This is a genomic window from Rahnella sp. P4_A8, assembly GCF_056402435.1.
The window spans coordinates 58,024-65,787 of sequence record NZ_JBFUHK010000023.1; the positions used below are offsets into that span (position 1 = coordinate 58,024).

A 7,764-nucleotide genomic window follows, 5' to 3' on the forward strand; every position below is an offset into this window, starting at 1 on the left:
CTCTACCAGGATACGGTGACATTCACCGTATCCTGATAAACACCGGCGGCAGGCGTGGTTTGTGCCGGAACGCGGCCATAGACCGTGCTCCACTGATCCGCGCCGTTACCGGTGCCGCTGACGCCGGTGGTGTTGTCCCACACGGTGGTGCGTGCCGCCGAGGTGTAAAGGTTGTACTGCAGCGTCGCGGCGCTGTTGGTGGTATTGACCATTCTGCGGGCGGTAACCACACCGCTGCTGCCGCCATCCATGACAATTTTGTAGGTCAGCCCGCTCACACATTTTACGCGGATCGAACCCGCCAGTGGTGTGCTGGTAGCATTCACCGCGCTGGTGAGCGACGCATAATTGCCAAAATTCAGCGTACCGAAACGGGTGCTGCCGGACGTCGTGGTTCCCGCTTCACAGGCGGGCAGCAACGTGGCACTGATGCCTATCGTTGCCGCCTGACTCAGCGGAATGTGCAACTGCACCGACACCAGCAGGGTGGCAGGCAGTAGCCGCAGTACCTTGATGTCCATGATTTTTCCTTCCTTGAACCGAAAGCCAGTCAGAGCCGGAACCGGCGCTGAGGGAAAAACGCTTACCAGGAAAGAGTGGCAACAACGGTATCGTTATAGGTTCCTGCAGCCGGCGTGGTGCTGGTCTGGTCAGCAGGCAGTACTCGACCGTAAATCGGGATATTTTGCGCCGTGGTCCCTGTGGTGAGCGTAATTGGCGTATTAATCGCGATTTCGGTGGTACGTGCGGTATCGGAATAGAGGCGGTAAGGAATACTGTTGCCGCTGGATGTCATGGCACGCAGCCCGCCGGTTGCCGCCAGTCCGCCGTTCAGTGACAGCGTCGGGGTCAGTCCTGTGCTACAGGCGATGGTGACGGCACCGGTGCCGTCAGCGCCGAATACGGTCCCGTTAATAACGCTGGTCAGATCCGCGTAGTTACCAAAATTCAGCGTACCCCACTGGTTGGTTCCCCCCGTTGATGTGCCGTTACCGACAGTACAACCTGTGCTGATGGTGAGCTGAACGCCTACCTGGCCTGTTAAGGTACCGGCGGCCTGTGCACCTGCGACTAAAGTCAGCGTCGCCGCAGAAAGCACGGCCAGTAATAATGATTTTTTTTCGCCCATGATGACTCCCAAAATAACTTACACGGATGTGTATTCATGCAACGGCGTTGCATGTGGAAATCCTCTGGTGGTTAATAGTTAACGCAAAAAAACGGCAAGAAAAGCCGGTAATAAACAGCGTGCAGGCCGGGTATTATGTTTTCCCTTCACAACGGAGCGGAGCCCTGACCTTATGTGCATGATGAAAAACGCAGTCATGGTTAAATATAAGTTAATAAATTTACCTTAAGGGACTCTTTTCATTATTTTTGTCAATAAGGATAAAAATTCTATAAATTACAAATTATAAAATTTTAATCCTGTTTATATTGATTTTTATTGGTTAATTATTGTGTTACCTAAACAAAAAGATGAAGGTGTTTAACATTTACTTTTGTATGGACATGGGTTTCTTTCCGCGATTGGTTAACAGTGCTACTGATGTTTACCGCGCAGCGCCAGCAACACCAGCAGCGCAGAGAACAGCGTAATCGCCATCAGACACAACAGTAAGGGATGCAATGAGACGGCATAAAGCTGCTGAAGCTGTGCCGTACTGGCTTGTGTAATAAGCTGCTGTGCCACGGTAAGATTACCGGTCGCCAGCCGTTGCGCCGCCTGGCTGATGGCTTCCGGACTGATCGCATCGCCGGTAAAGCGGGCCGCCAGTGCGTTGTGCGTTAACATCGACAGAATAGCGCCGACAATCGCCAGCGAGATGCCTTCTCCGGCCACGCGTGTGGTGCTGAAAATGCCGGTTGCCATGCCCGCCCGTTCTTTCGGCACGACGCTCACCGACAGTCCATCCATCAGCCCCCATGGCAAACCGGTACCGATGCCGACAACCACCATCGGCGCAATCATGCCTGTGACATCCTGCGCCAGCACCGCCTGACTGAGCCAGCCCAAACCGGCGGCGGCAATCACCAAACCTGATGTGCACAACACGCCTGCCGAAATCCAGCGCGTCAGCCACGCGGCCAGCAGTGGCACAATCAGCATCGGGACAGAAAGTGCCATCATCATCAGCCCGGCGCGTTCTTCGCTCAGTCCGGAGACCCCGATAAACAGCATCGGCAACACCACCAGCAGCACCACGAAACAGAAACCCGTCGCCAGCGGAAGTGCCTGCACACCGATAAAACGGATATAACGGAACAGGGATAAATCCAGCATCGGGTTTTTCACCCGCAGCTCAACAACCACAAATACCGCCAGCAACAGCGCCGCGCCTCCCAGCAGGGAAAGTACCCGTGTACTGTGCAGACCAGACTGTGGAATTTCCATCAGCGCCCAGGTCAGCAATGCCAGCATGGCGGTAAAGGACAGCGTCCCCGGCCAGTCGATGCCGGATGCCTGCGGATTCCGCGTTTCACGCATTTTTCCGGCGCCCGTTATCAGGGAAAGAACGGCAATCACCGTCGCGGAGAAAAACACCGAACGCCAGCCGAAGTTTGCGATAAGCACGCCCGCGAGAAAGGGGCCGAAGGCCAGTCCGACGCCAAAACTGCTGCCCATCAGGCTGAAAGCCCGGGTACGCGCTGCGCCATCGAATTCCTGCGCCAAAGCAGCCGCACCACCGGCCAGCGCACCGGCAGCAGCAATACCCTGCGCGGCGCGCAGTAAATCAATCCACAGCAAACTGCTGCTGAAAGCCTGGAGTAACGACAACAGCGCAAACAGAGAAACGCCGCTGACGAACACTTTTTTGCGCCCCAGTTCATCGGCCAGCGCCCCGGCCGCCATCAGAAAACAGCCGAATGTGAGCATGAACGAATTGGTGATCCAGCTCAGTGCCTGCGCGCTGCCGCCGAGTTCACGGGCAATGGCGGGTGTTGCCACCGCACCGCTGACAAAATTGAGCGGCAAAATTACCGCCGCCAGACACACGGTAAATAGCACCTGCAGGCTGCCTGATGAAGATGAGGTCATTGTTCGCTTTCCTGATATTGGGGTATAACAGTGATGATAAATTGTCTTGAATATGGCGGAAACAGGCTGTAAGTCCGAGGATTGCGGACTAAATCGCTCGAATAAACAGGAGTGAAAATGGAAAATCTCAACGGCCTGCTGGCCTTTGTTCGCGCTGCCCAAAGTCAGAGTTTTGCCGCAGCAGCGGAGCGCATGGGCATTTCGGCCTCGGCGGTGGGGAAAAGCGTGGCGCGCCTTGAGGAAAAACTCAGTGTGCGACTCTTCAACCGCAGTACGCGGCGTATCAGCCTGACCGATGAGGGCCAGCTATTTTTTGAACGCTGCCAGCATATTGTTTCGCAACTGGAAGAGGCAGAACAGGAACTGGTACGGATCTCCGCTGTGCCGCGCGGCAAATTACGCATCACCGCGCCGGCTATCGGCTATCGCATACTGCTGCCGCATTTGCCGGAATTCCGTCAGCGTTATCCCGATGTTGAGCTGGATCTGGATTTCAGTGATCGCATGGTGGATGTCATTGATGAAGGATTTGATATCGCCATCCGCAGCGGCGAACTGAACAGTTCGCAGATGATGTCGCGCCGCCTCGGGCCGTTTCGTTTTGCGATTGTCGGCGCGCCACATTATTTCGCCAGGCATCCTGCGCCGCTTACGCCTGACGACCTTTATCAGCACGCTTGTCTGCGCTACCGCTTTCCGGGCAACGGACAATGGCAGGAATGGGAGATGACCAGCGTGACGCCGCCGGAACTGCCGCTGGCACTGAGCAGTAATAATCTGGAGTCGATTTTACAGGCGACGATACAGGGACTGGGGCTGGCGTATGTGCCGGAATTCATCGTGCGGCCATATCTTGAATCCGGTGAGCTTATTTCGGTACTGCCTGCGTATTTAAAAGAAGGCGGGAAGTTTTCGGTGGTCTGGCCGAGCAGCCGCCATATGCTGCCAAAAGTGCGGGTGTTTATTGATTTTCTGACCGAAAAACAGGTCCTGGGAGATATCACAACCGCATAAAAAACGGGGCACAAGGCCCCGTGAGAATTTTTAACGTGCATCAGAACATGTCACCAAGAGATCAGATTTGCTTCCACTGTGACCATTCGCCGGTAAATTCGGCTTTGCCCGGCTGATTGCCCTGCGTCCAGTAGTTGGCCTGGTAGTCTTTACCGTTCAGGCTGACTTTGTCGCCGGTGTTGTACACTTTGCTGGCATCCCAGGTGGCATATTTGCCTGCCGGAGAAGGCGTTGGTGTAGGTTCTGGCGTTGGCACAGGCGTTGGCACAGGCGTTGGCTCAGGGGTCGGCTCCGGTGTTGGCTCTGGCTCAACGGCTGCGTTACCCAGCACTGTTACCACGATGCTTTTCGATACCGATTTTTCACCGTGTTCATCGGTGACTACCAGTGTGAAGTTGAAGTCAGATTTACTGACCAGCTCTGGTGCGGTGAAGTCTGCGGAGACCGCATCGTACGAGGACAGTGCGATGGCGGCTGGTGCAGTCCATTTGTAGGTGAGTTTATCGTTGTCTTTATCGGCAGAACCTGCCGCGCTCAGACGCACTTTGGCACCGCTGAACACCTGCAGGGCAATATCACCGGTAGGCGCAGTATTGGTTTCTGAAGGGACTTCATCTTCCGGAACCTGACCGTCGATATTGACACCTTCAAAGTAGAAAGGCGCCATATCGATAACCTGATTCTGGATAGTACAACCCAGACCTTCGCGTGCCGCATTGACCAGCAGACCGTTGTCCTGATCGATAGTCCAGGTGAACAGTGCGCCCAGTCCTTTTTCAACCACATAACGGCCTTTTTCACGCACGGTACGTGGGGTATCAATGGACATGAAAATGCCGGTGTCTTTGTTATAAAGATAATCAGCATCAGCGACCTGATCGGTATACACCTGGAAGCCATTGCGTCCTGACTGATTTTCCAGATCCAGGTAGTTATTCACCATGTCGTACCATTCGGTGGTACCGCTTTCGAATGTACCGACGGTGGTTTTACCTTCAACAGGAGTATAGGTACCTTCTAAAGGAGAATAGCTTTCCAGTACCGCATTTTGCGCGTTACGGGAATAGGCCGCATAGCCGACATTCATGCGGTCAGCCGGGAACCCTTTCGACAGCAGATAGTTAATGATGGTGTCAATGCCCCAGCCGCCTTCAACCAATGCATGTAAATTGGTGTGATGCGACAATTTTTCTGCCCACGGCGTACCGAAAAAGTCATAGGTCATCAGGTTAACGCCGTACAGACCGGCTTCAAGCAGGGCCGGAACGTTGGATTTTTCCAAAATAGTGACCACGGCGGAGCTGGCAATACTGATTTTTACATCAGAACGTTTGATGGCGGCCATCTGTTTGGTGATTTCAGCAATCAGCAGCGCATAGTTCGCGCCATCATTATCATCATACGGGTTGTTATTCCCGGTGTTGCCCGGGTATTCCCAGTCGATATCCACTTCGCTGAACATCGGGAAACGGGTGAACAGACTGGCAATACTTTTCGCGAAGATGGTACGACCTTCTGCGGTTTTTGCCATATTGTGGAAGCCGTTACTTAACGTCCAGCCACCAATACTCATCGAAAGCACCAGATCATGACCCACTGCTTTGGCGCGTTTTTGCAGGTCACGTAAGCCACCGACCAGACCTTTTACATTGGCTTGCGTCGCGGTGGCCGGAGAAAGTTCCACCCAGCCTGGATTGTCCAGGTTGTTATTGACGGAGGAGCCAAAGTCACCCCACGGATCCAGGAACGTCGCCTGATGGGTGGTTTTACCCAGTTGTTGTGCGGCATTGGCCACGGTATTGGCTTTTTCACCCTGGTCGCCAACAATCCCAACGAAACCAAAGATGATTTTGTCGTAAGCAGTCGGTGGAATGTTTGCGAGGTCAAAACCACGGCCGCGGGCTTCTTTGCCTGCCTGCGAATTCTGCAGACGGCCATCATATTGTGACCAGTCGGTGTAATAGCCAAATACTTTTGGCTTATTCGCCGTATTGTATTTGTTATAAACCGGTTTCGTCACACGTGCCGACGTATAGCTGTAATTTTCAGTTTCTGTGGCTGGATTAAAACCGTCCAGAGTATAAGAGGACTGGGTTAACTCGTCGGTCTTAATGATTTTGCTGGTAGACATAGTATTTTCCTAAATTTTGAATGAGTACATAAACAGCCGGTTGCTGCTGGTGGATATATTCGATCCGGAAATAAAAACCGACAAATCATATTGAGATATAAATAAAATTGACTAATATAAAATTTATGGTTGTTTTTTGAACGGCGAAATTTAGCGGGTTTTATCGTCATCAATAATCACGTTGATGATAAAAAGACATATCACAAATTAATCATAAAAAGCATTGATTTTCAGCTTGTTGAATGCTTTCTGCATGTTGAGTGAGAATTAAGTGGTTTTTGAGTTTTACTTAATATTCCCCCGTTTTTTTTGATTCAGTCACATCTTAACTAAAATACTTAATATTAATCCTATTGCCTGTGGTGAAAATAATAAAAACAGATACGCTTAATCATCAGCAAAGATTAAGGGGTAGGTACAAATGGCTGAAATAATGGAGGAGAGAGGATGATGGCTGTATATCTTATAAATGGCGAATATGTCTTTAATGAAAAAACCAAGGAGTTTAAAAAACTTCACAGTGATGTGAATATTAAACTGACTTCAATGAGATCACGTTGCCTGAGTTATATTATTGAACATGCAAAAGATGAAGTGATCGAAAAAGAGGCCATCTCTGTCGCGTTATGGGGAAGCCGCAGTAAATTCACCAGCGATGCCAGTTTGACCCAGACCCTTTATTTAATCCGCCGCGATCTTAAATTTGCCGGGCTGGATGAATTCTTCATTACTGTGCCGAAATCAGGCATTCGTGTCAGTACCTCGGCCACTGTGGAAGTCATGGAAGAGAAGGTATCACCGGTTAAGAACCTCAGACCGTGGATACTGATGTTTGGTTTTTTGGTGTCGGTACTGTTAATCGGTACCGCGTTGTTTCTGACGTTTCAACTTTAACTGTTGTCCGGAGGAAGACCTTATGTTTACTAACCCTGTGATTAATTCCGTACTGAAAAACGAAGGTGGCTATGTAGACCACCCGAATGATACCGGTGGCCCGACGCATTGGGGTATCACCGAAAAAACGGCCCGCAGTTATGGCTATACCGGAAAAATGACCGATTTCACGAAAGAAGATGCTTATCTGATCCTTGAAAAGAATTACTGGTATCAGCCGGGATTCGACAAAGTGTATGCCATTGCGCCAGGTCTGGCGCTGGAACTGTGCGACACCGGCACCAACATGGGACCGGCAGTGGGTATCCGATGGTTGCAGCGCTGGCTGAATGTATTTAATCACGGTGAAGCATATTATGGTGATATCGTCGTGGACGGCAAAATCGGCCCCGGTACGCTAAAGGCGTTAACACAGTTCATTGAGAAGCGTGGCACCGAGGGAGCGGGCGTGTTAATCACTTCTATTAATTGCAGTCAGGGGCAACGTTACCTGGAGTTGGCAGAAGGGCGTAGTGCGAATGAGTCGTTTGTTTACGGCTGGATGAAGGGGCGGATAACGCTTTAAATATKCTCGGGATATGTGATTAATACGTACGCAACTCAAAACGCTTCACAATATTAAAGGTGGATTTTTATGAAAACTGAATGCATAAAGAGCTGTATTATTTATTTCGAAGCAAACGCC

General features: G+C 51.2%; 7 protein-coding genes. 3 read left to right on the top strand and 4 right to left on the bottom strand.

Going from position 1 to position 7,764, the window contains the following annotated elements:
- Positions 1–2: 2 nt before the first annotated feature.
- The 3 genes from AC1DUO_RS13670 to AC1DUO_RS13680 all read right to left on the bottom strand — a co-directional run bounded on the left by AC1DUO_RS13670 (position 3) and on the right by AC1DUO_RS13680 (position 3,040).
- A complete protein-coding gene (locus AC1DUO_RS13670; protein ID WP_119262080.1) occupies positions 3–521 on the bottom strand; it encodes a Csu type fimbrial protein in 519 nt (172 codons plus the stop codon).
- Positions 522–583: 62 nt separating this feature from the next.
- Complete coding sequence (locus AC1DUO_RS13675; protein WP_119262079.1) at positions 584–1,129, bottom strand: Csu type fimbrial protein; 546 nt, start codon at positions 1,127–1,129, stop codon at positions 584–586.
- Positions 1,130–1,543: 414 nt separating this feature from the next.
- Entirely contained in the window at positions 1,544–3,040 is a 1,497-nt protein-coding gene (locus tag AC1DUO_RS13680) for an MFS transporter (RefSeq protein ID WP_015690393.1), read from the bottom strand.
- Between the two features lie 117 nt (positions 3,041–3,157).
- On the opposite strand from AC1DUO_RS13680, the gene AC1DUO_RS13685 reads away from it, so the two are divergent.
- Positions 3,158–4,054, top strand: a complete 897-nt coding sequence (locus tag AC1DUO_RS13685) for a LysR substrate-binding domain-containing protein (protein WP_015690392.1) — start codon at positions 3,158–3,160, stop codon at positions 4,052–4,054.
- Between the two features lie 61 nt (positions 4,055–4,115).
- On the opposite strand, the gene AC1DUO_RS13690 is transcribed toward AC1DUO_RS13685, so the two are convergent.
- Positions 4,116–6,185, bottom strand: coding sequence for a glycoside hydrolase family 18 protein (locus AC1DUO_RS13690; protein WP_119262078.1), 2,070 nt, complete (start codon positions 6,183–6,185; stop codon positions 4,116–4,118).
- A 447-nt stretch (positions 6,186–6,632) separates the two neighbouring features.
- On the opposite strand from AC1DUO_RS13690, the gene AC1DUO_RS13695 reads away from it, so the two are divergent.
- Together AC1DUO_RS13695 and AC1DUO_RS13700 are read left to right on the top strand one after the other, a co-directional pair.
- Entirely contained in the window at positions 6,633–7,079 is a 447-nt protein-coding gene (locus tag AC1DUO_RS13695) for a winged helix-turn-helix domain-containing protein (protein WP_112197481.1), read from the top strand.
- Positions 7,080–7,101: 22 nt separating this feature from the next.
- Positions 7,102–7,644: a glycoside hydrolase family 108 protein gene (locus tag AC1DUO_RS13700; protein WP_015690389.1), complete on the top strand. Its 543-nt coding sequence runs from the start codon at positions 7,102–7,104 to the stop codon at positions 7,642–7,644.
- The last annotated feature ends 120 nt before the right edge of the window (positions 7,645–7,764 follow it).